The organism is Pseudoalteromonas sp. DL-6 (assembly GCF_004328665.1).
Classification (GTDB): Bacteria; Pseudomonadota; Gammaproteobacteria; order Enterobacterales; family Alteromonadaceae; genus Pseudoalteromonas.
In genome coordinates, this window is the sequence record NZ_CP019770.1 from 364,732 (window position 1) to 388,301 (window position 23,570).

Genomic DNA, 23,570 nt, shown 5'->3' on the forward strand with positions numbered 1-23,570 from the left:
TTAACACAAATCTAAATTGGTTAGAAATGGTACTAAACTATCGTTGTTTTGTTCGTTAGTTTTATTTTTCACGTATTCTATGATCATTCTCTCATTTTCCTTCGAAACATCAGAAGCTGGAATAATTCCTAGTAAATGCTGTGTGTCACCTTTTACCCTTACTTTATGCCACCAACATGATATCAACTTTTCAGTGTTTAGATCTGAAGCCTCACAAATACCTATTGCAGGCTCGACGGAAAAATGAACGTGTGAATCGATTGGGATGAAAATTTTGTCGCATACTTTTTGCAGATGTCTAATGCGCTCATACATATAGCCAGCACTATCTGTTCCGCAGGTAAGTATTATGGTTGCACCTTTGATTTTCTTAATTTTTTGAAATACTTCAATTACACTATTGTTGTCCCACCAGTTCAAATTAATCACGCCACCGTTATCTTCAAGGGATATGTCTTGTGGATTTATAAGTACGCTAATTTCTTTTGGTAAAAAATGTTTGAGCAAGTAATCATCACTTTCTATCGTGTTCTTATAGCAGATGAAAACCTTTTTACCAGAGGCAATTAACTCTTGAGATAATTTTTTTACAATATGCTTCTCGCCACTACCCCCTTTACTTCTTATAACTCCATATATTGTTAAGCTTTCAAATTCAGGAAGTGGGGGAGCTGACGTATTAATAGAATTGATGTAACTGTTTTTATCTATTCCAAGTAGATCTGTAAGATTTGTACCTAATTTTCTTTTTTTCATTTTTGCTATCTGTTGATGATCTTGTTGATAGCAATATAAGCTCATTATAAGTTATTGAAAAGTGGTTATTTTTACAGTGCTCATTGTGTACTGCAACTGAATGCCAATCTGAATTATTACTTCCATGATTTTTTTGAAAACATGACATGTTGGAACGTATTTACTGGTCTGTAGAGGAGCAAAGTTTCAATAAATTTAAAAACCGTGGAACTAATAAGTATGGACGAAAAAGTTTTAGCAATCCTACTTCAATTGAGACAAAGTAAAAGCTCCCTTAAATTCATCTTCAAATCGTAGTCAATAAAGTCATTTATTGGTCTTCTTAAAGAGTATTACCGCACAAGGAATAAATGCATCATTTAAAAACTGCAAATAATTTGACGTTAGATCAGAAATGAGTCAATATATTTTTCAAATTAATAATTAGTGGCCTTAACACATTTAAGGCCAAAATTAGAATGGTCAAACAATGAATGATTATTTTCGCCTATTCGATATTGCCAAAATACGGTTAGGCCACCCATTTAGAGGAACAATTGAATATGATCCTGATGGTCCTGTTCATGTTGTTCAAGTAAGAGATACACGCGTTACAGGTGAAATTGTTCAAGACGAAATGATCAGAACGATTTTACCCACTAAAAAGGAGCCAGATTGGTTACAAGAAGGAGATATACTTTTTGTAGCTAAAGGATCTAAGCACTATGCCGTGACGGTTAAAGGCATTCCTGAGCATAGTGTTTGCTCACCGCATTTTTATTTAATTCGATTATACGGTAAAGCAAAACAGAGCTTTATGCCGGAGTTTGTTGCATGGCAACTTAATCAGCAATTAGCGCAAAGGTACTTTAAATCTACTGCTGAAGGGTCACTTCATTTAAGTGTCAGAAAGCAAGTGTTACAGGATGCTCCAATAAGAAAGATTGACCTTGAAAAACAAGCTCAAATTGTTGCTTTAAACAATGCAGCTATAAAAGAAGAAAAAGTATTGAGACAGTTAATTGAGAATAGAAAAGCTCAACTTGAGAGCATTGCATATCAAGAATTAGAAACTACTAAATCGGCAAAAGTACAAGATTAAAAAAGGAAAAACCTGATGACAGAATCAAAAATAAATCAAGATGATATCAACAAAGCTGTATGGGCTGCTTGTGAAACGTTCCGTGGTGTGATCAGTGCCGATACTTATAAAGATTTCATCCTGACCATGCTGTTCTTAAAGTACATCTCTGATATGTATAAAGACGAATACAACAAACTGGTAGCTCAGTACGGTGATAATCCAGATCTGATCCACGCCATGATGTCTAAGCAGCGTTTTGTATTACCAGAAGGTGCGAGCTTTTGGGATTTGTACGAAGTTCGTCATCAACCGGGCAACGGTGAACGTATTGATAAAGCACTTCACGCACTAGAAGAAGCCAACGGCAGTAAGCTTAAAAACGTATTCCAAGACATCAGCTTTAACACTGACCGCCTAGGCCAAGAAAAGCAAAAGAATGATTTGCTGCGCCACTTGTTGGAAGACTTTGGTAAAGATATTTTAAACCTAAGCACAGAGCGTGTGGGCAGTTTAGATATCATCGGTAATGCCTACGAATACCTTATAAAACACTTTGCTGCTGGCAGTGGTGCTAGCGCTGGTGAATACTATACCCCCCCCGAAGTTTCTGATCTGCTAGCAAGAGTTTTAGAGCCAGTTGAAGGCGACCAAATTTGCGATCCCTGTACTGGTAGTGGGTCGTTGCTTTTAAAATGTGGCGCTATGGTGCGTAAAAACTCTGGCTCAAAAAAATACGCATTATTTGGGCAAGAAGCGATTGGCTCAACTTGGGCGCTCGCCAAAATGAACATGTTCCTCCACGGGGAAGATAACCACCGCATTGAATGGGGCGACACCATTCGTAACCCTTTGTTATTAGACAAGGAAGGCACGGGGCTACTGCACTTTGACGTAGTTACAGCTAATCCGCCATTTTCTCTCGAAAAATGGGGGCATGATACTGCTGATAACGATCCTTATGGGCGCTTTAGGCGAGGTATTCCACCAAAAACCAAAGGTGACTATGCATTCATCAGCCACATGATTGAAACGCTAAAACCGGAAACAGGTCGTATGGGCGTGGTTGTACCGCATGGTGTGTTATTTAGAGCATCAAGCGAAGGCAAAATCCGCCAACAACTGATTGAAGAAAACTTGCTAGATACCGTTATTGGTTTGCCAGAAAAGTTGTTCTTCGGTACAGGTATTCCAGCAGCTATTTTAATATTTAAAAAGCACAAAACAGACAAAAAAGTATTGTTTATTGATGCCAGCCGTGAGTTTAAATCAAGTAAAAACCAAAATCAGCTAACTGACGATAACATTCAAAAGATTATCGATACCTACAAGGCTCGTGAAAGCGTAGATAAATACGCATATCTAGCCAGTTTTGATGAAGTCAAAGTAAATGACTTTAACCTCAACATTCCTCGTTACGTTGATACATTTGAAGAAGAAGCTGAGATTGATTTAGTGGCAGTGCGCACTGAACGTGTGCAACTAAAAAATGAGCTGCAAACCCTTGAAGCAGAGATGGAAGGCTACTTAAAGGAGTTGGGTTATGGTGCCTAATGGTTGGAAGCTCTGTTCATTAGTAGATGTCACTAGCTGGTCATCAGGAGGAACACCATCAAAGTCTAATCCTGACTATTGGGGAGGGGACGTACCTTGGATAAGTGCTGCATCAATGAGAGGCCATTACTATTCAAATTCAGATTTAAAAATCACAGAGTTAGCTGTAAATGAAAAGGCAAAAATGGCAAAGAAAGGAACCATTTTGCTGTTAGTTCGTGGAAGTATGCTCTGGAATAAAATCCCCGTAGGCATAACATCCCGCAGAGTAGCTTTTAACCAAGATGTAAAATGTATATCCCCGAAGCCGAAAGAATTAGATGTAACTTTTTTACTATATTGGTTTTTAGCCAAAGAAAATAAGTTAATGGGCATGGTTACTGGTACAGGTATTGGCGCAGGGAAACTTGATACAAATGACTTACAGAGCTTAGATGTTTTTCTACCCCCACTTTCAGAACAACGTAAAATCGCCAAAACCCTATCCACTTGGGATAAAGCGATTAACACCACAGAGCGCCTAATCGACAACAGTAAACAGCATAAAAAAGCCTTTATGCAACAACTGCTCACTGGCAAAAAGCGCCTACTTGATGATTCAGGGAAGTCGTTTGAGAGTGGGTGGGAAGAAAAACGCCTTTCAGAATTAGGGGATATATACTCTGGTGGAACACCGAGTACAGCAAAGCCAGAATACTGGGATGGTGATATTAATTGGGTTACACCTACCGATATTACTAAGCAAGATAGTATTTATATTGAGTCAACTGCTCGACTAGTTTCTATGGACGGTATTAAAAACAGCTCTGCAAAACTTCTCCCTAAGGGCACACTGCTTGTTTGTACTCGTGCAACGATAGGTGCAATGGCAATTGCAAGTCATGAAATGAGCACCAACCAAGGTTTTAAAAACATCGTTCCAAATGAGAAGACTAATATTGAGTTTGTGTATTACCTCTTAAATTTCTATAAGCATAAACTAATTAGCAAAGCGAGTGGTTCGACTTTCTTAGAGCTTTCTAAGAGTGCTTTTGAAGGAATGCATTTTCATATTCCCGATTATCAGGAGCAGAAAAAAATCGCAGCAGTATTACTGAATGCAGACCGTGAAATCGATGTATTGCAACAACAGCTTACTGACCTGAAGCAAGAAAAGAAAGCGCTCATGCAGCAATTGTTAACGGGTAAGCGCAGGGTAAAAATCAACAATAAGGAGTGTGTTGCCTAATGGAAATTAGTAGTCCTTTAGTACAGTTAGCGCTATTAGAGTCTTTAAAAGCAAATGAAATTTCAGATGAAATAGATTTATTTTTGCCATTTATTGCGGTCACTTTGTCTGAACTAGGAAAATTGGAGATTACTCCTGAAATTCTTCAAGATGAGCTAGCAAAATCCTTTGGATTTAAACCTCCAATTTCAGCAATTAAAGTCTTTATAACGCGAGCTAAAAAAAGAAAACTACTCCATAGGGAAAATCATGTCTTCATCCCTAATATTGAGAAGGTTAACCAGTGGAAAAATGGTTATCATGAAAAGAAAGAAGACATAGCGGTATCCTTAGAGTTACTTCGAAAAGACTTCATTGATTTCGCAAAAAGCAAATTCGAAAAGGATCTGTCGGCTAATGAGTGCGACATCTTAATTGAACAGTTCATTTATAAAAATATAGCCAGTGTTTCTAATGCTAAATCTTTTGAGAAGAATGAACTGAAAGAAAAATTAAAGAACACGGACCATGTTACCGCATCTTTCATAAGTCATATTCATAAAAACAAAACCTCTTCATTGGATCATTTTTCAAGGATCGTAAAAGGTATGTTACTGGCAAACTATTTATGTTTTGCGGATAAGATTGGCACCAAAAGTAACTATCAAAGCTTGACTGTTTATCTAGACACTCCAATTATTGTTGGTTTGCTAGGGTTTAGTGGTTTACAGAAGCAAAACTCTTTAAAAGAATTTGTCACATTACTTAAGAATGTAGGTATTAACCTTTGTGTTTTTGATAAAACCCTAGATGAGACAGAGCAATTACTTTCAGCATGGAAAGATGACCTTGCTCGAAAGAACTATAAACGATTTAATACCAAAACTTTAGAACTACTGCGCTATTTAGGATATGACTCGGCTAGGTTAGACTCCGAGATTAAATTATTGAAATCTTCGTTAGAAAACATGGAGGTAAACTTAAAATATGGTTTTAAACCAAAACGTCAATTCCAGTGTGATGAAATAGCGCTTGAAAAAGCAATATCTAAAAACTTTAAAGAATCTAAAAATTTAGAACACGACACTGTTTGTATATCACGTGTCTACAACATGCGAGAGGGTAAATTAATTTCTGATTTAGATCAGTCTTTCTCGGTATTTGTAACTCCTAATACTGGACTAGTAACAACAGCTAATAAATTCTTTGAAGAAGAAATTCCTAAAAAAACTATTCCCCTTGTTGTTTCGGAACAATGGATGACAGCTATGTTTTGGTTAAAAAAACCAGAGCTATTTGGCAATCTTCCAATGGATCAAATTATATCTTCAGCTTACGGTTTGCTATATACAGACGATAAGTTCTGGAATTGCTTTATAACTAAACTTGAACACTTGGAAAAGAGTAAAAAGATTACAGAAGCGGACTTAATTCAAGTGAGATGGGATTCAGATCTTCTTGGGATGGTTCATGATGTATCCGTGGATGTAGGTGAGAATTTTACAGATGAAGATGTCTTTGACATTGTTGAAGCAATCAAGAAAAAGCATATCGAAGAAAAAGAATTAGAAATATCCAAACTTCAAGAAGACATTGATGGCAAACATTCCAAGCTTGAAGAAACAAAACGCAGACATGGAAAGATCGCAAATATAGTTTCATGCATTCCCTCAATCCTTTTGTCGCTTACCCTCGGTGGCGTAATACTTTGGATCGCATTATTAGCACTACCGAAAGAGTTATTACCGCAGTACATCAATCCAGAATATCAAAAATTTAGCATTACTTCGTCAGCGGTAATAATTGTTTTTGTGCTTAATATATTAGGTAGCTTTTTTGGTATTAATTTATTAACTATTTACCGTTCCTCTAAAAGATTTATCTACCAAAAAACATTCAGAATGTTACAAGGAGAGTAATGTGAATAGGCAAATAAAATTTCAAGAAGAATTCAGCGCCAAGTTTCCTGCGTTAAGCCTTTTAAGCAACTTAGGCTACAGCTTTATTCCACCCATTGAATGTGAAGCTCTGCGTGGCAATACATTAGCAAGCGGTAAGAAAAGCACCCATCAGGTCATTTTGTTACCTATATTGCGTGATTTTTTAGCGAAACAAATGTTTTCGTTTGCGGGTAAGCGACATACATTATCAGAAGCAGCTATTGATAAGGTGATGCATGAGCTTAACCCTGCCATGAACTTAGGGTTAAAAGGCGCTAATGAGAAAATTTATAATGCTCTAATGTATGGCGTTAGCGTTAACGAATTCATTGACGGGAAAAAAGCCTCCACCACTATAAAACTCATTGATTGGCACAACATCGATTATAATCAATTCCACTTCACAGAAGAATTTGTTGTTCAAAATGCAGAAGGCACTGGTAATCGGATTCCAGATATTGTGTGTTTTGTGAATGGTTTACCGTTAGTGGTGATTGAGGCAAAACGCCCGGATTCAAATAAAGAAGGTAAATCGACCAACGCTGAGGCGATTTCTCAGCATATTCGGAACCAAGGTCAGGCTGAAATTCCTCACTTGTATACCTATAGCCAATTGTTATTAGCTGTAAATGGGCATGAAGGTTTATATGCCACATGCGGTACTCCAGAAAAATTCTGGGCTAAGTGGAAGGAAGAACAAATACCCGAAGCTGAATTTGTTAGGTTAAAAAATCATAAACTGAGCGATGAACAATTAAATGGGCTGTTTAAGCATCGTCCTGCCAAAGCGAAAGATGATTACCTATCATTGGTTGCTGCGGGTGAGTTAACAGTTACCGATCAAGATAGGCTTATAGTCAGCTTGCTTCGGCCTGAGCGCCTGCTTGATATGACTCGCTTGTTTACCTTGTTTGATAAAAAAGCAGGCAAGATAGTTGCTCGATACCAGCAGGTATTTGGCATAAAAGCACTTATTGAGCGAATTAACACGTTTGATGATTCAGGCGCTCGTGAAGGTGGTGTTATTTGGCACACCACAGGCAGTGGCAAGTCATTTACTATGGTGTTTTTATCAAAAGCGCTTATATGGCTTGAAGAGCTTGCGCAGTGCCGCGTAATTATTGTGACTGACCGAGTGGATTTAGAAGACCAGCTAAGCCGTACGTTTGCCTCAGGTGGTGTACTCACCGACCGCGATAAAAAAGATGCAATGGCAACCACAGGTAAACGTTTAGCGGAGCAAATTGGTCAAAGTAACGAGCGGGTTATTTTTTCGATTGTTAATAAGTTTGGCTCTGCCATAAAACACAAAAACTGCTACAACGATAGCCCAAATATAATTGTGTTAGTGGATGAAGGCCACCGCAGCCAGAACGGTGAAAATAATATCCGTATGCAGCAGACGCTGCCTAAAGCGGCCTATATTGCTTTTACGGGTACGCCACTGTTGAAGGACGACAAGACCGAGAACAAATTCGGTAAGATCATCCACTCCTATACTATGCAGCAAGCGGTTGAAGATAAAACTGTGACCCCTCTGTTGTATGAAGAGCGTATTCCAGAGCTGAACGTTAACGACAAAGCCATTGATGCATGGTTTGAACGCAGCACCAGTAAACTAACTGACAAACAAAAAACCGATCTGAAGAAGAAGTTTTCTCAAAAAGGTCAAATCTACCAAACCGAAGGTCGCATTGAATTAATCGCATACGATATTGCTGACCACTTCCAGAACTTTAAACAGCAAGGCTTAAAAGGTCAGCTAGCTTGTGATTCCAAAGCCTCTGCAATTCGTTATAAGAAGGCATTAGACAAAATTGGTACGGTGACATCGGTTGTGGCGATGTCGGCTCCAGATACTCGTGAGGGTCACGAGGCTGTTGATCAAGAAAGTAAGGATATTGTGCAAAATTGGTGGAAGGCTAACGTGAACAAAATGGACGAAAAAGCCTACACTAAGGCCATTATTGAAGACTACGGCAGAGATGATGGCCCAGACATCATGATCGTAGTTGATAAGCTCCTGACAGGCTTTGACGAGCCAAAGAATACGGTGCTTTATATCGATAAGCCTCTGAAAGAGCACAACCTAATACAAGCAATTGCCCGTGTTAACCGATTGCATAGTAAAAAGCAGTTTGGTTACTTAATCGATTACCGAGGCATATTAAAAGAACTTGATACCACAATAGAAAAGTATCAAGACCTTGCTGAGCGTACCCAAGGCGGTTTTGATATAGATGACCTAAAAGGTTTGTATAACCGCATGGACACGGAATACAAAAAGCTTACCAATCTGCACAGTGATTTGTGGGCGATATTTGATGGGGTTAAAAACAAGCAAGATGGCCCAGCACTTCGCCAAGCGTTAGCGCCAAAGGTGCAAGATGTAGATGGTAAGCTTGTTGATACCAATCTTAAAAAGCGTGATGACTTCTATTCAGCACTAACTGCATTTTCTAACTGTATGAAAGTAGCTTTGCAATCAGCAACCTACTTTGAGGATAAGTCTTTTGATAACAAGCGTGACTTGTACAAACGTGATCTAAAAGCCTTTGTCGATTTGCGCAAACAAGTGCGAGAAGATGCTGACGAAACCATTAATTATGATGAATACGCTGAAGATATTCGCAGCCTTCTAGACAAGCACATTGCTGGTATTGAAGTTAAAGAGCCTGATGGTGCGTACTTGGTCGGCAATTTAGGGAAAGACGTTAAGCCACAGGATATGAGCGATGATGAGGCTCGAAACCAAACAGATAAAATCACAGGCCGAATCACTAAGATGATTGAGCAAGACTTAGCAGATGACCCGTATGCTCAGGAATATTTTTCTAATATGCTTAAAAAGGCGATTGAAGATGCAAAAGCGATGTTTGATGCGCCTGTTAAGCAATACATCCTTTTTGCCGATTTTGAGCAGGAAGTGAAAGAACGCAAAGTCGCTGATGTTCCTAATGACTTTGTAGATGACTCCGGCAAGTTAAATAAACATGCACAAGCTTACTTTGGTTTGTTTAAGCACTTATTTGATGCTGAGTTCTTGAATGATAAAGCCTTAGATAATGATAAACTCGTATCGTTGGCTTTTAGTATTGATGATGTAGTGAATACTGCTGTTGCTGAGTATTCAATCAATCCTGCTGAGATTGAAAATGCCATACATATGAAGTTGTTGCCAATGCTATTTGGCGATCTCGGTCTTGATAATGCTCAAAAGCTAATTGAAGAAGTGCTTAAGATCACTCGCTTAGGCTTAGCAAGGGGCTAACGAGAGTGAGTAATCAAGCCGTTGCTGCTTCTATTTACCCAAAAGAAAGCCGAACAACAAATGAGCGTGGTGTTTTTACTTATGGTAACGACACCATTCACTATGATGTTATTCGTAAAACCAAGCCTGCTGATAATGCAAAAAAATCAGCACGCAAGGTAATTATTAAGGTTCATCCTGATCAGCGTGTTGTGGCTACTGTGCCACATGATGCGAGTGATGATGCTATTCAAGATGCTATGCATAAGCGTGCCAGATGGATTTGGCAAAGCATTGACGAATTTGCTAAGCAAAAAGATACGGTTTTACCCAAACGTTACGTGAGTGGTGAAACGCAGTTTTACTTAGGTAAGCGCTATGTATTAAAGATCATCAATGATACCGAACAAGTACCTAACGTAAAGCTAAGCCGTGGCAAATTGAACGTAACAACCAAGCATGAAGTAAGTAAAGATATTGATGATCGATTGATGAAAATTAAATCGTTAATCGACAAGTGGTATCAACACAAAGCAAAAGCTATTTTCCACGAGCGAGTAGCCGAGTTACTTCCAAAAGCCACTTGGGTAAAAGGCATTCCTTCTTTTCGTGTAATGGCAATGAAAAAGCAATGGGGAAGCTGCTCAAATAAAGGCAACTTGATGCTCAACCCTCACCTAGTTAAAGCACCGAAAGAATGCATTGATTATGTGATACTACACGAGCTTTGCCACATTGCTGAACACAACCACAGCGAGCGTTTCTGGCGTTTATTAACTCAAGTAATGCCGAACTGGAAAGAAGTAAAAGCCAAACTGGACGATATGGCGGAGATGTATTTGAATGAGTAAAAAGCACTTCAAGATAATTCACGAATTTACGTTCTGCCAAATATAAGGGAGTTTTATAGTGAAGCCTGTAGTAGACCAAATTTTCGAACTTATTCTGCAAGGTAGATTAGATGAAGTTGAAAATATTTCTAACCCTGAAGATGCTGTTTATATTCGAACTGTGGTGTCAACCGAAGAAAAGGGCGGCACACATGTAGGAGTAGATCTAGAAGAAATAACCAAGGTGGCACCTTGGATTACTCCATTTTTTCTTGGTCCTCGGTTACTTTTTTCATCTAAATCAATTGCAGTTCAAAATATGATGACAGGTGGAAAATCGAATTTTCTATTGGATTGGTCATTTTCGTTTGATTCAAATGTCGCAGAGAAAGTTCGAGCTTACGTAAACCTCGAAAACATAAATGCGAAAGATCGCGATAGGGTTATCACCTTATTAAAATTGAAGAAAAAATTTTCACTACAAACTGATCTCTTACCATTTCTGCTGGAAAATTTGAGACTATCTCGAAGTGATATAAAAAATGAAAGACCACTGAATACAGTAATTGCGTTTAAAAAACTAGACTATTTAGACTGGCAAGCATTTGAGAAAAACCCCTTAAAACCAGAATTCATTTGCGATGAGAAGACTTTACTAAAAGATGCTAATGATACTTACGATAGTATGGTAAATGATAAAGAGGTTAAAAAGTGGGAATATAAATCGCTATTTACTCAAGTAATTTTATTTGAGTTAGCAATTATTTGGCTTCGTAAGAACGGTAGTATTGAGGAACAATTCAGTGAGTTAATTGATTTTTGTGTTTTGCAGTTAGGTAAATTAGCAAAATTTGAACTAAAGTTTGCATGGCGTTTTTTAAACCAGCCCACAAGAACTCGCTTTTTCGGCCCGTTAAATGGAGTTAGTAAAGATCTTACTAAAGCGTTGAAAGGAATGGCTTGGGATATGACTCATTTGAGGTTACTAGAAACATTATCGACAAAAACAACTTTTGATTCATTTTATGTGCCTTTTTTCGTTTCTTTTGATGAAAAATTTTCTGAGATATTGAAACAGAATCAACTTCAAATGCTACTGGTAGATGATAGATTGAAAAGGATGCATACAGCAACTATTGACGAATATCCTTTTCTTCAGAAATTAGATTCTTGTATGTCGGAGAAGACTAGAAGCCTAATGGGAGAAGTTGAGTCTGAAGCTCGAAGAAGTTATAACATACCTGAAAATGATCTTAAGCATATAATTGCACTGCAAACTATTGAGTTAGAAAGGTTAGCAGCTCAAGAAAGAATTTTTAGACAGAAAAAGTGATGTTGCTAGTTTAAGTAACAATAATATAAAACAAATTCAAACAGATATGGAGATTGCGATGGTTACATGTGATAAAGAACATAGACACTGGCCTTTTTTTGAGTCTTTACCTCATGACCAAGGGGGTCATGGCAGACATAAATGTTCAGGCTGTGCATATGAGCTTGGATTTGAAGCGGGTAAAAAAAGAGAAGAAAATCTTAATATTGACTTAGATTCGCTTCCTGAAAGTCAAGCAGGAACAGTCCGACATAAGAGTCCTCATGCTGCGTTTGCGCAGGGATATTATGACGGAGTTCATGCTTCTTATTCCGCTCAGTAATTAGACTTTCATAAGTTTTAAGGAAAGAGTGAAAGCTAATGGGAACGACTAAACTTAGAAGCAGTGCTACGGCAAAAAAAGGTGTGAATTATGTTCGAGATATTATTGAATCTTCGAATAGTATTTTTCACGAAATTCATCAGGAAAATGATTATGGTAATGATGCGTTTGTTGAGTTAGTGGAAGGAACAAATGTTCGTGGCATTACTGTTGCGGTGCAAATTAAATCAGGAACATCATATTGTTCTACTGAAACCTGTAAAATACCTGCTTCTAAGCAACATTTTGAATATTGGAAGTCCCATACTTTACCTGTGATTGGTGTTGTTTATGATCCCGAAGAACATAAAGGTTATTGGGTTGATATTAAACGTTACATTACAGATAGAACTTCTTTAACAGAAGAGGGACCATATACAATATCTTTTAAAAAGACTGAGTTTAGTTCTTTTACCGCTGAAAATTTTGAACTAATAGTTAAGCCGATATACTTGAAAGCTCAAGTCAAATTGCCATTAACAACATCTATGAGGTTTTGTAGCTCAGATGATTATACTGAGCATAGCCTTGGGTTAGCTGTTTTGATGAATCATTATGCTGCAAGTCTTGAAGCTTGGGAACTTATGTTCTCAACACTTCGTTCTAGAACAATATCGACTTTAGACCCTAGTATTCTTTATTATTTAGCTCACATTCCGGGGCACCCTGATATATATTGGTCTCCAAACAAATTAATCCCATTAGACCTAAAGGAGTACCTAAAAAACATTGTTGCAGATTGGTCAATTGAAGATGTGGCAAAAATACTCTGCCTACTTAGTGAAGACGAGTCATTTGAACGTGGTTCTTTAGGGCAAAATGTAGATGCTGTTATATCTTTAATTAAAGATAAGAACGATAAACTTATTTCAGTTATTGAAGACCACCTATTGCCAACATTTGCTAGAGATTCAGCAGCGCTTTTGTATGCATATTATACGCAATTGGAAGGTATCCAAAAACTAAGGGAGTTAGCGGTAGAATACCCTGATTTAACATGGCCCTCAGAACTGGTAAGGCAGCTAGAAACTGAAGGCTATATTTATCTGTACTAATTTTGATGAAGGTGAAAATGTTGGGAAACCCCACTTCGTGAGCCTTTTGATAGTTGCTCATGTTTATCGCGATAATAAAAATAAAGTTCGTCCACTAAATCTACACATGCCTTCAAAGCCAGTTCTACTTCTTTAACTACGATTTTATAAATTTTGTTTCTCGAATTGTTGTAGACTTTAACAAGATCATAACCAGAAGTCGTCATTCCATCAATTTCACTCCAAGATATGTTCTTGAAAAGCTGGTCGTCTTCGGTATATAGATTACAAAAACCTTTGTGTGCTCTCTCATTTCGATTTTGTCTTAAAGGAATACCTGTTTTATCAATTACTTTTAAGCATTTTAGTACTTCAGGATTCAATTCTTTTAATATTTTTGAAAGATTTTTAATTGTTAGTTTATGATCTGGAAGATCAAGTTCTAATACTTCATTCACAAAGTGAAATGCAATGTCTCTTAAACTTGAAAATCTAAATAAAGCTAAATCAACAATTGATTTTAACCAATCATGTCTATTGATATTTTTAACAGTAGATTCTACTGGAACACTGCTAACACCGAGCATTTGCGGTATAACTCGTAAATCGACAAATTGTTGCTCCAGTGCATCAAATCTCACGTAAGTAAGGTGTGCATAAGCCATGTGGGGATCTGCTTCTGCAAATTCTTCCCAGTTTTTATATGAATGATCATGTAAAAAGTATACATTGATAGAATCGTATAAAACGCCTTTGAACTTCGACTCTTCTAGTCCCCACCAGTAATATTCATTCGTCATTTGTGTTCCTCAATCATTCATTCGGCTTAATCAGCCCTAGCTGTTTCGCTTCAAATCTGACATCACTGGATAATTGGTCAAATTCTTCTTTGTCCCAGATTCCATACGTTATTAGCATTAGAATATTGCTCGGTATAAAGCAATTACGAGATATAACTCTATTGTCGCTCCATTGTTCAAGTTTTTCGTGAAGTTCTCGTGTGACACTTATCTCTTCTTCGTCATAAAGACCTTGAGCAGTTCGATTGTTGTATACAACCCACTTCCTGTAAGCTTGATCTAAAACAATATAATCCTTTTCTTTCAATGTGTTAAGTAGTTGTCTTTCAGTCGTTATTTCTATCATTTAAGCCTCGTTTAAAAAAAGTTTTCAATAAATGCGAAAGTTGCAGTATTGATATGATGCAATATTTTTGTTGACATGTCTATATTGTTCATTTATATTTTGTGCATCATTGAAATGGAGCAATGGATGATATATAGCAAAATTGATATAAAAAACTTAGATAAAAATCGTTTTGAGCTAGACGTAATTAGCTACTCACTTCCACAATTCAATTACAACACTTTATCAACTCAGATTGATGAAAACGGTGAAATTGAAGTTCATGCAATAGGCAATGAAAACACAACAGTTAATTCTGCAATGTTTTTGTTTTGGCTTCGAACATACATTGGTTCACCAGACGAACAGAAAGACGTCCCTTTTCACTATGTTGAAAGCATTGATGACGTAAATGCTTTTTTGATGGACTTACTTGTCAATGAGTCAAATAAAGATGTGTCGATTTATAGCCGAGGATTAATTCATTTTTTTACTCAACTTGTTGAGTGGCAAATGGATTGGAAAGAACAGCCCTATACAAAAAGTAAACGCCCACTTTATCGGTTTAAAAATTTTCTCGAAGGCTCATATCGTTCAAGTGACCCTGATGCTCATATCGCTGCTAGTACTGCCAAAGCATATATGAGAGCAGCAGTTAGGTTTTATAAGTATCATATTGCTAAAGGTGTTCAATTCGCGAATGTACCGTTTGAATATGAAGAGATCTCTCTTGATATTGGTAGCGATGAAACTAGTAATAATGGTTCAAATAGAATCATAGTTCCCACTACTGATGTTCGTTTAAACGTTCCCAAACCACAAGCAGGGGTAATTCCAAACAAACTAAGAGCACTTAGTGATCACGAGTACGATATGCTTGAACAGATTTTGTGTATAAAACGCAAAGTGCTTAAGAAGCAGTATGGTCAACTTGTTGAATGTTCACTACCAATAGAGTTTTCGCTAATTTTTCTTGTTATGCGCCATTGTGGACTCAGAAGAAACGAAGCATTAACTCTAAATGAAGAGTGGGTGCTTTGGGGATTGGCAAAATCTGGAAATGCATTGTTCGTGCGGTTAAAAGTTGGGCCAAATCAGGGTATTGAAACGAAAAATGATAAAGAACGAGAAATTGAAATTCCAGTACCTTTATTGAGGCAGTTGCACAGGTATACACTTAGTCAACGTTACATAAATCGTAGAGATAAATTCACAGATAGTGCTACTGGCGACGAATTAACACCTCTTTTTCTCAATCAAAACGGTTCGCGGATAAAAAAGGAAACTGTAAATGCTCGGTGGTCTGAAATTCGGCATAGTTTAACAGAGGTGCTTGGATACAAGTTTACCCATAAAGTACATAATTTGCGCTCTACATTCGGTACTAAACGTTTATTTAGTTTAATAGACGTTGGTATGAAAACGAGTATTGCGTTAGAGACAGTCCAATTACTCCTTGGTCATTCCGATCTCGCAACCACTTTCCATTATCTATCGCAAGTAGATGGTCATAAATCAGCCGAAGAGCTAGCTGAGATCGCTTTAGATTATATCTATGACTTAAATGAAATGGAGGTGGCGTAATGGGCTTTAAGGATAAGAAAAGAAGAAACCAAGTTATCAAATCCGAAAGCATTGAGCATAGCAATGTTGTCGGAATTGAAAATAGCGAAGAGCGGAAGTTAGAACTCAATTTCAATGGTGAGATAGCACGTTTTGAGCGTCTTAGGTATCTGGGGTGCCCTACTTATTTTGCTATTGAGGATAAAAGCAGCTTGGTTTTATTGAATCGAGACGCGTTTGTAAATGAGATGTACGAACTATTTAAAGGATACGGAACAGCCAGCAAAACTGGGTATGGGCGCTTCTGCTTTTTATGCAACTACGTTAAACACTGGGATGAAAAGGGAGAGGTTGTCGATTTTAATCAGGAGCAAGTAATTGCATTTTATAACTATCGTAATGACATGGTTTTACTTGGAAAGATTAACAAGAATACACTTGTTAAAGAAAAGCAGCATTTAGTTTCTATTCTGAATGAAATGGGCAAGGAATATATAGCACAGCAAATACCAAAAATTAAAAATAGACGTAGTGCCGCGATTCCGACAAAAGCAATTGCAGATAAAGACTATGGAACAGTGGGCCTTAAACTTATGGCGGCATTTCATGAATATGTAAGGTGCTTTTTTAATGGAGTACCTCCAATTACTTGTCCACTTTTTGATATCGACTTTGCCGTAAAAAATGGCATAACAGAGGCTCAAATTAGAAAAAGTAGAGGTGCCCTGTATGTCGAGAAAGGTGTTTATTGGACCAATTCCCTTACTCGAATAGCAATAATTATCGCGGCAAAGTGGACTGGTGCTAATTTGACGCCATTAACATCATTGACGAAAGGTGATGCAAAGTTAATTAAAAAATCAACTGGCGACAACTATAAGTTTGATTCAGTAAAAGCCAGAGCCTTATACCAAAGGCAAGGTTTAGGTATAGGTTTTACAAAAAGAGCTAAAGAGTTTATTGAAAGCTGGTTAGTTGTTTCTGAAAAAATGGCTCCCGGAGATGATGCTCCTTTGTTTCCAATTTTTAATGCTAATGAGAGTTTAAAGGTTACTTCGTCAACATATAACAATCCACACAAGAGCATCAATCATAAGCTTAAGGCGATGGGATTACCTGAGATAACCTTACGTAAACTGAGAAGCACCCGTAGCTCTTTAATACAGAGAGCTTTTGAAGATACCTTCATCACAGCCTCAGCGAACAGAAATACATTACAGACAACTCATGAGCATTATTTAAATGGTGTTGAGCAAAACCATGAGATGGAATTAGCTAGAGCATTTGAAGTTCAAAAAGCTTTAACCGAGGGTAAAGAAAAGAAAGCGGCAATAGAAGAGTTTAAGGCCAAAATTAAAGATCCCTTTACTTCAGAAGAGTGGAAAGCAAAACGTAAAGAAGCTACCGCGAATAAACTACCTAACGGAGCTAGATGCACCGAACCTACAGGCAAGGTAGCAAAAAAAAGCTTGAGAGCTATTAAGTCATTAAATCTAGGGGATGATCGAGAATGTATTAGTTTTTTGGCTTGTTTTGATTGTTCTAAACACGCTTTAGTTGCCGAAGTCGATGATATATGGCTCATGTTGTCGTTTCTTGACTCTTTAATGGAAACGATTTCCCGGCCAGCAATTAATAGCTACCCCACTGAAACTTTTCAGAATGCAGTGGAAAAAACGCATCATATACTTTCTCGAATGCAGGTGAAATCGCCAGACAACTATGAATTGGCAAGTCGTAAACATAGCGAAGCACCTCACCCACTTTACAGCGAGGAGACAGATTTAACTGATTTAATGGAGATATACGGAATATGAACAACGAGCAAATTGGCAACATCAACTTAAAAAAAATCAATACTTGCGATGCAAGTAAGGTGGCAACAAAAGATGAAGAAGGTAACCCGATATCATTTATTTACGATGATATTTGGGACTTTCAGTACTCGCGTAAATTTTCTAAAAGCCAAGAGTCTAGAGCCGTAAGTTTTGAAAATATTCCCCAAGAATATAAAAAAGAAGTTCAGCATGTTCTTGCTCTAATGTTGAAGAAAAACCCTGAAATGGCGTTAGAAACTTTGAAATATGAACGAGGGAATTTAGTTAGGATAGCGAAATTGCTCGGTTCGACAGAATGGGAAAAGTTAAATAATGATGGAATATTCAGAAAATTTAAGTCCCATATTAAAGATAAACGTTTCGGCATTAGTACAGTTAAAGGAACTTTAATTACAGTTAACCAGCTCTTTAAATTTGGTCTCACTAACAGACTAATAAAAGACCTTAAAGTGGTTTCATTCAAGTTAGCCTGTAAAAGTAAGACGAAAAAGCTACAGCACATCGCTATACCAGAACATATGGCAACTCGAATATTCAAAGCAGCAGAAAGTACTGTTAACGAATTTTACCCATATAAAAAAGAGATTAGTGATGCATATGCTAGATATTATCAAACTAGAAAAGAGTTTTTGGAAGCAAACCCTCACCTCAATAGTAAAAGTTTTTGGAATGAAGTTGGTTGCAATCTGCCTCATAGTGTAGGTATCGATGATTTTGAGGTTAGAAGTAGTTCACCTCATTTAGATGAGATAAAAACAGCCTGTCTAATCTTAATTTTAGGATATAGCGGAGTTAGACATGGTGAAGGACTGAGTATTGGGTTAGATAGTTATCAGACCAAAGAATATAACGGGTTTGAAGTACCTTACTTAATTGGTTTTAGCACTAAAAAAAATGAAGCTGGCTTACCGACACAGGAAACTTGGGTGACCCATCCTATTGTTAAAAAAGCACTGGATTTGCTCTTTACAGTTACCGAGTTTGCACGAGATATTTATAAAGAAATTTATGCAAATGATGAGGTTAAGCTTGTGATAGTTATGAATGGATTACTGTCCACTAATATTGCAAAACATAAAAGAAATGTGTTGTGGAATACTAACAGCTTTACAAATTATTTGGCGAAATTTTTAAAAAAGCACTCTATTACAGCTACAAAGCAAGATGTCATTGAATTTGATAAATTAAACCCAACCCGCGAAGGACTTTTAAAGGAAGGTGGTTACCTGCCTAAGTTATCTTCACATGACTTTAGAAGAACGTTTGCGGTATTTCTGATGCGTAACAAATTAGGAAGTATCATGGCATTGAAGCACCAATATAAACACCTGAATGTAGTTATGACCCAATGGTATTCGAATAATTCAGAGTTAGTTCGAGCTTTGGACTTGCAAATTGATGGTGAGCTTCAGGAAATGATGAATGAGGCGAATATTATGATCATGACCGAAGCCGCATTTGAAATTTTTAACAGTCCTACTTTATCTGGAGGTGAAGGAGAAAGAATAGACAGAGAAAGAAGTAAACCTGAATATGAAGGCAGTATTTATATATCTCGCGAAGAACTTGAACGTCAAGTCAGGAGTGGAAACTTGAGTGTGGTAGAGCACCCAACTGGTTTTTGCTTTAACCCCAGTTGCGATCGCATATGTTCATCTGAAATCTCTAGTGTGGTTTGTAAGCATGAGGCGGTTACAAGAGATAAGGCTTTGGAGCGAGTCCCTAAAAGACAACGACTGATTCAAAAATTTGAAAACCTTATTCAGTTAGGCTCATCATTTTCAAGTATTCGAAATCGTATTTTTATTGAAATTAAGGCCATTGAACATGTTCTTCAGCAGCACAAAATAGAATTTGAGTCTTTTCAAGAGCCAGTAATTGATTAAATAGGAGAAGATCTATGTCTGAAATAACACTACGTAAATTGGAAAGGGCTTTGCAAAGGTTACTTGATGGCGTGCCTAAGCGAACTAAAAATGATGGCAAAATCAACATATCAAGGATAAATAATGAAGCTGGGCTAAAGGTAAGTAATATTAACTATTACCCAGAATTTATTAAGGATGCACAAGATAGGATTCGCGATCATTTTGATGCAATAGCAGAAAAAAACATAAAGGATGCTGTTAAGCAAGAAAAGTCTGAAGTAGAAATACTTAAAGACAAACTAAAGCACGAGCAGAAGCTGAAGAGGAAGTACAGAGAAGAGAAAAATGAGCAAAAACTTCTCAACGATGATGTAGTAAAACAAAATGTTTCATTGGCGTTTAGGGTAATGGAGTTAGAGTCAGAATTGCATTCACTATCAAGTCATAAAGTAGCGCCCATTCGGTAGTTTATAAAGTCTTAAAATCTAAAATATAGAGGAATAATTTAAATGGAATACGTATATAGCGTTAACGGTGATATGAGATGTGATATTGCAGATTCTAGTAAGTTTCATAAAACCAAGATTTCTGATTACGATAACTTTGTATGCAGGTACTTTGTAGTGATGCATTGCCAAATTAAAGATCATCGAGGTAATTGGGGGAAAGAATATAAGAGTTATTGTGGCTTTGTTTCTGAAGATGAAACTATTGAGCAAATTGAAAGAGTTATCAATTATGGTTCGAAAGCATATCAATTAATAAGCTTTTGCAAAGTTGAGCCTGAAACACACCCATAAATCTCCAATTAGTTCAGATTTATTATTTATGAAATTTTCATAAATAAGTTGGAAAATCACCACAAATTTTTGAAATAAGAAGTTTTTTATGAAATTGATATAACATTATGAATATTATAGGTATTCATAATTAATTCATAAAACGTTTCGTAACAGTAGCAGGCGGAAAATACAGCCTCGTTGAAGATATTAACGCGCGACTAAATCAAGCAAGTAAGCATGCTGATACCTTGGTTGAACCTTTTGTTGGTGCGGGCTCAGTGTTTTTAAACAGCAATTTTAAACACTATGTACTTAACGATATTAATGCTGATTTAATCAATTTATATAAAGAGCTCAAGCGTTCGCCTGATGAGTTTATTAGTGATGCCAAAAAATTGTTTGTTGATTTAAACAACCACTCAGATGCATATTATGATTATCGTGTGCAGTTTAATCAAAGTAGCGATGTATATGAACGAGCCATCTTATTTTTATATATGAACCGTCATGGTTATAACGGATTATGCCGCTATAACTTAAAGGGCATTTTTAATGTGCCTTTTGGTAAATATAAAAAGCCTTATTTTCCTGAAAAAGAAATGTACTTTTTTGCTAGCAAAGCGCAACAGGCTACATTTACCTGCCTAGGCTACGATGATGTGTTTAAACTGGTGCCTAAAAATGCGGTGATTTATTGCGATCCGCCTTATGTGCCATTAAGTAAAACAGCATCGTTTACCTCGTATGCTAAAGGCGGATTTAACTTAGACGATCAGGCTAATTTAGCTAATTTGGCTGAACAAGCGGCATTTGAGAATAACACGCCAGTCCTTATTTCAAATCACGATACTGTATGGACACGCAAAATTTACAGCCAAGCTTCTTTGGATAAAATTCAGGTTAAGCGCACGATCAGTCCAAAAGGCGGTTCACGAAATAAAGTAGATGAGCTAATGGCTATGTACTTAGCACCGAAGTCACGGTTGCATAAATAGCCAGCACAAATAATACAAAAAGTACCACGGCAATGGCTATTAATGTGATAGGAGAGTGGTGTTTAAAGTCTGTTTGACGTTTATCTTCAGATTGCACACCAAAAAATGCAGCTAGCACACTTTGTAAAGCGCTAAAAAAATGCTGCATTAATTAAAATAATGGTTTTATAGAAGAGGGTTTGTGCTTGTCATCAGTACCCGTTAATAACTCTAGCAAATCTAGGTAATGAAACTGAGCACTGCGGCTATCGCCGGTTAACCAAGAAGCCCAAGAGGAATCTTCTTCAATTTGAATACAACGGTTCACGCTATGATTAATAGCGCTAGTTTGTTCTTTATGAAGACAAGTGTTGGCTGAGCTTAATTCTTGCTCAGTATTTGAAGAAAGCGACGCTGCTCCAATAATGACACTTACCGACGTGATTAATAATCCAATTTTAAAAGCACGCATAATATAAACCTAATAATTTAGTTCTGCGCGCAGCATAACAAAACCTGCTTAAATAATACACTTTATTTTTAGCTATATTTATAGCTAATCATATCTCGGAATTTGTTTATAAGCGTATTTTATTTTTCTTAGTTCGCGCAATTAGTTGTTGTTACGGTAAATAAAAGTTAGTGACTAGCGTTGCTAATATAGCGCTATTTTTAAAGGCGCTACTTGGGTAACATCGTTAATTAAGTTACATTAACGCCATAAATTCTTCATTAATGGATTAGCAATGCTAAATTGTGAACAAAAATACTTAATAGCGCCCTCAATTTTATCTGCGGATTTTGCACGCCTTGGCGAAGATGTCGACAAAGTGTTAGCTGCAGGGGCTGATGTTGTCCATTTTGATGTAATGGATAACCATTACGTACCTAATTTAACAATAGGCCCAATGGTGTGTAAAGCACTTCGCGACTACGGTATTAAAGCCCCGATTGATGTTCACCTAATGGTAAAACCGGTAGATAGTTTAATCCCACAATTTGCCGAGGCGGGTGCGTCAATTATTACCTTTCATCCAGAAGCCAGTGAGCATATTGACCGTACTTTGCAGTTGATAAAAGATCAAGGCTGCCAGGCAGGTCTAGTTTTTAACCCTGCAACGAGTTTAAGTTACCTTGATCATGTAATGGATAAAATAGACGTTATTTTATTAATGTCGGTGAATCCTGGGTTTGGTGGGCAAAGCTTTATTCCACAAACACTTGAGAAACTGCGAGAGGCAAAGCAACGCATTATTGATTCTGGGCGTGATATTCGTTTAGAAGTTGATGGCGGTATTAAGGTAGAGAATATAGCAGCTGCGGCTGAGGCGGGTGCTGATATGTTTGTTGCAGGCTCAGCTATTTTTAATCAGCCTGACTATAAAAGCGTAATTGATGAAATGCGCCAACAATTAGAAAGTATTAAATAATGAAATATGATGCGGCACTATTTGACCTAGATGGCACGCTAGTTGATAGCGTGTATGACTTATATATGGCCTTAAATCTAACGCTAAGCGATTTAGCGTTTCCCATAGTCAGTCAACGATTAGTTGAAAGCTGGGTAGGTAATGGTATTGAGGTGTTAGTTAAACGAGCTCTTTGCGGCGATATGCAAATTAGTGAGCACCTTGACGAAGTATTAAGCGAACGAGCTATCAACCTGTTTTATCAACATTACAGTGAGCAGGTCGGTGAATACAGCGTGTTATATCAGCATGTTGAAACGGGTCTTGCTGCTCTCAGTGGTATGCCTAAAGCACTTATTACTAATAAAGCACGCCGCTTTACTGAAATGCTTTTGGATAAGCTCGCTATTCGCAGTCATTTTGAGGTAATAGTGTGTGGCGACGACATGGCAAAAAAACCGTCACCTGAACCGCTTTTATTTGCTTGCGATGCATTAAATATTTCGCCTGATAAAGCGATTATGATTGGTGATTCAAAGAGTGACATACTGGCAGCTCAAGCCGCTAATATTGATGTGATAGCCCTTACATACGGGTATCATCAAGGAGATCAGCTAGGGGATTATAATCCGCAGTACCTATGCGATAACTTCTTAGCTATAATACCGACACTAACGCAGCGTTAA

General features: G+C 37.3%; 22 protein-coding genes. 17 read left to right on the forward strand and 5 right to left on the reverse strand.

The features are described from left to right. Nucleotides 1-756: a hypothetical protein gene (locus B1F84_RS01645; protein ID WP_131690378.1), complete on the reverse strand. Its 756-nt coding sequence runs from the start codon at nt 754-756 to the stop codon at nt 1-3. 469 nt (nt 757-1,225) lie between these two features. Here B1F84_RS01645 and B1F84_RS01650 point away from each other — a divergent pair, with 469 nt between their 5' ends. From B1F84_RS01650 to B1F84_RS01690, 9 genes are read left to right on the forward strand one after another with little or no spacing between them, the layout of a single operon-like run. Further along, the gene (locus B1F84_RS01650) at nt 1,226-1,837 is read left to right on the forward strand and encodes a restriction endonuclease subunit S (RefSeq protein ID WP_131690379.1); all 612 of its coding nucleotides are present in this window, start codon (nt 1,226-1,228) and stop codon (nt 1,835-1,837) included. 15 nt (nt 1,838-1,852) lie between these two features. Beyond that, the gene (locus B1F84_RS01655; protein WP_131690380.1) at nt 1,853-3,370 is read left to right on the forward strand and encodes a type I restriction-modification system subunit M; all 1,518 of its coding nucleotides are present in this window, start codon (nt 1,853-1,855) and stop codon (nt 3,368-3,370) included. Further along, nucleotides 3,360-4,598 (forward strand): restriction endonuclease subunit S, encoded by a 1,239-nt coding sequence (locus B1F84_RS01660; RefSeq protein WP_131690381.1) that lies wholly within the window; start codon nt 3,360-3,362, stop codon nt 4,596-4,598. The genes B1F84_RS01655 and B1F84_RS01660 overlap by 11 nt, the downstream gene beginning before the upstream one ends. Continuing rightward, a complete protein-coding gene (locus B1F84_RS01665; RefSeq protein WP_131690382.1) occupies nt 4,598-6,496 on the forward strand; it encodes a hypothetical protein in 1,899 nt (632 codons plus the stop codon). Before B1F84_RS01660 ends, B1F84_RS01665 begins: the two co-directional genes overlap by 1 nt. Before the next feature lies 1 nt (nt 6,497). Further along, the gene (locus B1F84_RS01670) at nt 6,498-9,788 is read left to right on the forward strand and encodes an HsdR family type I site-specific deoxyribonuclease (protein WP_131690383.1); all 3,291 of its coding nucleotides are present in this window, start codon (nt 6,498-6,500) and stop codon (nt 9,786-9,788) included. Nucleotides 9,789-9,793: 5 nt separating this feature from the next. Further along, entirely contained in the window at nt 9,794-10,618 is an 825-nt protein-coding gene (locus tag B1F84_RS01675; RefSeq protein ID WP_205988834.1) for a SprT family zinc-dependent metalloprotease, read from the forward strand. A 58-nt stretch (nt 10,619-10,676) separates the two neighbouring features. Next, complete coding sequence (locus B1F84_RS01680; protein ID WP_205988835.1) at nt 10,677-11,930, forward strand: hypothetical protein; 1,254 nt, start codon at nt 10,677-10,679, stop codon at nt 11,928-11,930. A 58-nt stretch (nt 11,931-11,988) separates the two neighbouring features. Next, the gene (locus tag B1F84_RS01685) at nt 11,989-12,252 is read left to right on the forward strand and encodes a hypothetical protein (RefSeq protein WP_131690385.1); all 264 of its coding nucleotides are present in this window, start codon (nt 11,989-11,991) and stop codon (nt 12,250-12,252) included. Nucleotides 12,253-12,290: 38 nt separating this feature from the next. Then, the gene (locus B1F84_RS01690) at nt 12,291-13,346 is read left to right on the forward strand and encodes a DUF4365 domain-containing protein (RefSeq protein WP_131690386.1); all 1,056 of its coding nucleotides are present in this window, start codon (nt 12,291-12,293) and stop codon (nt 13,344-13,346) included. Here the strand turns inward: B1F84_RS01690 and B1F84_RS01695 are convergent. Beyond that, the gene (locus B1F84_RS01695; protein ID WP_131690387.1) at nt 13,343-14,125 is read right to left on the reverse strand and encodes a Cthe_2314 family HEPN domain-containing protein; all 783 of its coding nucleotides are present in this window, start codon (nt 14,123-14,125) and stop codon (nt 13,343-13,345) included. The two genes, B1F84_RS01690 and B1F84_RS01695, sit on opposite strands and share 4 nt — an antisense overlap. 13 nt (nt 14,126-14,138) lie before the next feature. Then, on the reverse strand, nt 14,139-14,471 hold the full coding sequence (locus B1F84_RS01700; protein ID WP_131690388.1) for a hypothetical protein: 333 nt from the start codon (nt 14,469-14,471) through the stop codon (nt 14,139-14,141). A gap of 126 nt (nt 14,472-14,597) precedes the next feature. On the opposite strand from B1F84_RS01700, the gene B1F84_RS01705 reads away from it, so the two are divergent. The 6 genes from B1F84_RS01705 (at nt 14,598) to B1F84_RS01730 (ending at nt 21,496) form a co-directional block, all read left to right on the forward strand. Further along, the gene (locus B1F84_RS01705) at nt 14,598-16,034 is read left to right on the forward strand and encodes a site-specific integrase (RefSeq protein WP_165489673.1); all 1,437 of its coding nucleotides are present in this window, start codon (nt 14,598-14,600) and stop codon (nt 16,032-16,034) included. Continuing rightward, nucleotides 16,034-17,830 carry a hypothetical protein gene (locus B1F84_RS01710; protein ID WP_131690390.1) on the forward strand — a complete coding sequence of 599 codons (1,797 nt, stop codon included), beginning with the start codon at nt 16,034-16,036 and terminating at the stop codon, nt 17,828-17,830. The genes B1F84_RS01705 and B1F84_RS01710 overlap by 1 nt, the downstream gene beginning before the upstream one ends. Further along, the gene (locus B1F84_RS01715; protein ID WP_131690391.1) at nt 17,827-19,737 is read left to right on the forward strand and encodes a hypothetical protein; all 1,911 of its coding nucleotides are present in this window, start codon (nt 17,827-17,829) and stop codon (nt 19,735-19,737) included. The genes B1F84_RS01710 and B1F84_RS01715 overlap by 4 nt, the downstream gene beginning before the upstream one ends. 14 nt (nt 19,738-19,751) lie before the next feature. Further along, complete coding sequence (locus tag B1F84_RS01720) at nt 19,752-20,186, forward strand: hypothetical protein (RefSeq protein WP_131690392.1); 435 nt, start codon at nt 19,752-19,754, stop codon at nt 20,184-20,186. A 42-nt stretch (nt 20,187-20,228) separates the two neighbouring features. Then, complete coding sequence (locus tag B1F84_RS01725) at nt 20,229-20,519, forward strand: hypothetical protein (RefSeq protein WP_131690393.1); 291 nt, start codon at nt 20,229-20,231, stop codon at nt 20,517-20,519. Between the two features lie 137 nt (nt 20,520-20,656). After that, complete coding sequence (locus tag B1F84_RS01730) at nt 20,657-21,496, forward strand: Dam family site-specific DNA-(adenine-N6)-methyltransferase (protein ID WP_131690394.1); 840 nt, start codon at nt 20,657-20,659, stop codon at nt 21,494-21,496. On the opposite strand, the gene B1F84_RS01735 is transcribed toward B1F84_RS01730, so the two are convergent. Continuing rightward, the gene (locus B1F84_RS01735) at nt 21,459-21,644 is read right to left on the reverse strand and encodes a DUF2970 domain-containing protein (protein WP_076918870.1); all 186 of its coding nucleotides are present in this window, start codon (nt 21,642-21,644) and stop codon (nt 21,459-21,461) included. The genes B1F84_RS01730 and B1F84_RS01735 overlap by 38 nt on opposite strands. 3 nt (nt 21,645-21,647) lie before the next feature. Beyond that, nucleotides 21,648-21,947 (reverse strand): hypothetical protein, encoded by a 300-nt coding sequence (locus tag B1F84_RS01740; RefSeq protein WP_131690395.1) that lies wholly within the window; start codon nt 21,945-21,947, stop codon nt 21,648-21,650. 274 nt (nt 21,948-22,221) lie between these two features. Between B1F84_RS01740 and rpe the strand changes: the two genes are divergently transcribed. Beyond that, complete coding sequence (rpe, locus tag B1F84_RS01745; protein WP_076918872.1) at nt 22,222-22,905, forward strand: ribulose-phosphate 3-epimerase; 684 nt, start codon at nt 22,222-22,224, stop codon at nt 22,903-22,905. Continuing rightward, nucleotides 22,905-23,570 carry an HAD-IA family hydrolase gene (locus B1F84_RS01750; RefSeq protein ID WP_076918873.1) on the forward strand — a complete coding sequence of 222 codons (666 nt, stop codon included), beginning with the start codon at nt 22,905-22,907 and terminating at the stop codon, nt 23,568-23,570. The genes rpe and B1F84_RS01750 overlap by 1 nt, the downstream gene beginning before the upstream one ends.

Bases quoted from the DNA above. Each gene is read 5' to 3' on its own strand.
- B1F84_RS01645 (WP_131690378.1), bottom strand. From the start codon at position 756: ATGAAAAAAAGAAAATTAGGTACAAATCTTACAGATCTACTTGGAATA.
- B1F84_RS01650 (WP_131690379.1), top strand. From the start codon at position 1,226: ATGAATGATTATTTTCGCCTATTCGATATTGCCAAAATACGGTTAGGC.
- B1F84_RS01655 (WP_131690380.1), top strand. From the start codon at position 1,853: ATGACAGAATCAAAAATAAATCAAGATGATATCAACAAAGCTGTATGG.
- B1F84_RS01660 (WP_131690381.1), top strand. From the start codon at position 3,360: ATGGTGCCTAATGGTTGGAAGCTCTGTTCATTAGTAGATGTCACTAGC.
- B1F84_RS01665 (WP_131690382.1), top strand. From the start codon at position 4,598: ATGGAAATTAGTAGTCCTTTAGTACAGTTAGCGCTATTAGAGTCTTTA.
- B1F84_RS01685 (WP_131690385.1), top strand. From the start codon at position 11,989: ATGGTTACATGTGATAAAGAACATAGACACTGGCCTTTTTTTGAGTCT.
- B1F84_RS01690 (WP_131690386.1), top strand. From the start codon at position 12,291: ATGGGAACGACTAAACTTAGAAGCAGTGCTACGGCAAAAAAAGGTGTG.
- B1F84_RS01695 (WP_131690387.1), bottom strand. From the start codon at position 14,125: ATGACGAATGAATATTACTGGTGGGGACTAGAAGAGTCGAAGTTCAAA.
- B1F84_RS01700 (WP_131690388.1), bottom strand. From the start codon at position 14,471: ATGATAGAAATAACGACTGAAAGACAACTACTTAACACATTGAAAGAA.
- B1F84_RS01705 (WP_165489673.1), top strand. From the start codon at position 14,598: ATGATATATAGCAAAATTGATATAAAAAACTTAGATAAAAATCGTTTT.
- B1F84_RS01710 (WP_131690390.1), top strand. From the start codon at position 16,034: ATGGGCTTTAAGGATAAGAAAAGAAGAAACCAAGTTATCAAATCCGAA.
- B1F84_RS01715 (WP_131690391.1), top strand. From the start codon at position 17,827: ATGAACAACGAGCAAATTGGCAACATCAACTTAAAAAAAATCAATACT.
- B1F84_RS01720 (WP_131690392.1), top strand. From the start codon at position 19,752: ATGTCTGAAATAACACTACGTAAATTGGAAAGGGCTTTGCAAAGGTTA.
- B1F84_RS01725 (WP_131690393.1), top strand. From the start codon at position 20,229: ATGGAATACGTATATAGCGTTAACGGTGATATGAGATGTGATATTGCA.
- B1F84_RS01735 (WP_076918870.1), bottom strand. From the start codon at position 21,644: ATGCAGCATTTTTTTAGCGCTTTACAAAGTGTGCTAGCTGCATTTTTT.
- B1F84_RS01740 (WP_131690395.1), bottom strand. From the start codon at position 21,947: ATGCGTGCTTTTAAAATTGGATTATTAATCACGTCGGTAAGTGTCATT.
- rpe (WP_076918872.1), top strand. From the start codon at position 22,222: ATGCTAAATTGTGAACAAAAATACTTAATAGCGCCCTCAATTTTATCT.
- B1F84_RS01750 (WP_076918873.1), top strand. From the start codon at position 22,905: ATGAAATATGATGCGGCACTATTTGACCTAGATGGCACGCTAGTTGAT.